Source organism: Streptomyces chattanoogensis (genome assembly GCF_001294335.1).
GTDB lineage: Bacteria > Actinomycetota > Actinomycetes > Streptomycetales > Streptomycetaceae > Streptomyces > Streptomyces chattanoogensis.
On sequence record NZ_LGKG01000060.1, the window covers coordinates 1 to 482 of the forward strand.

General features: G+C 63.9%; 1 pseudogene. It reads left to right on the top strand.

Annotated features, from left to right (window positions below):
- Nucleotides 1-316: 316 nt before the first annotated feature.
- Nucleotides 317-482: pseudogene (locus tag ADL29_RS46805) on the top strand (DUF4097 family beta strand repeat-containing protein); the annotation flags it as partial.

Here is a 482-nt window from a genome sequence, read left to right on the forward strand (position 1 = left end):
CCAGCCCCACCGCGATCTGCTGGCGCTCCTGCTGGGTGAGCCTGCCTCCCGGCATCACGACCCCCTTCATGCCCCACGGGCGCCCCATGGTGCTGCTCGGTGTTCCTTGATGCCTCCACCATAGCGTTCACCTTCAATGCATTGCAACGATCGGCCGTCCCTGTGTTGCGTTAAGCCGGAGCGCGTTGCAACGATTGCAGCGCTTTCACCTGCATGTATGCAACTCTCGAGCAAAGATCTCGTTGCGTAAACATGGAAAGCAACGTAGCGTTTCCATCGTTCGGAAACAGCCAGCCGCAAGCCAACGGAGAGCATGATGCAGAAGTTCGACACCCCCGCCCCGATCTCCGCCGTCCTGGGCATCCCCGCGGGACGCGTCCAGTTCATCGCCGCGGACCGGGCCGACACCGCGGTCGAGGTCCTGCCCGCGAACGCCTCGAAGGGCCGCGACGTGAAGGCGGCGGAGCAGACCACGGTCGAGT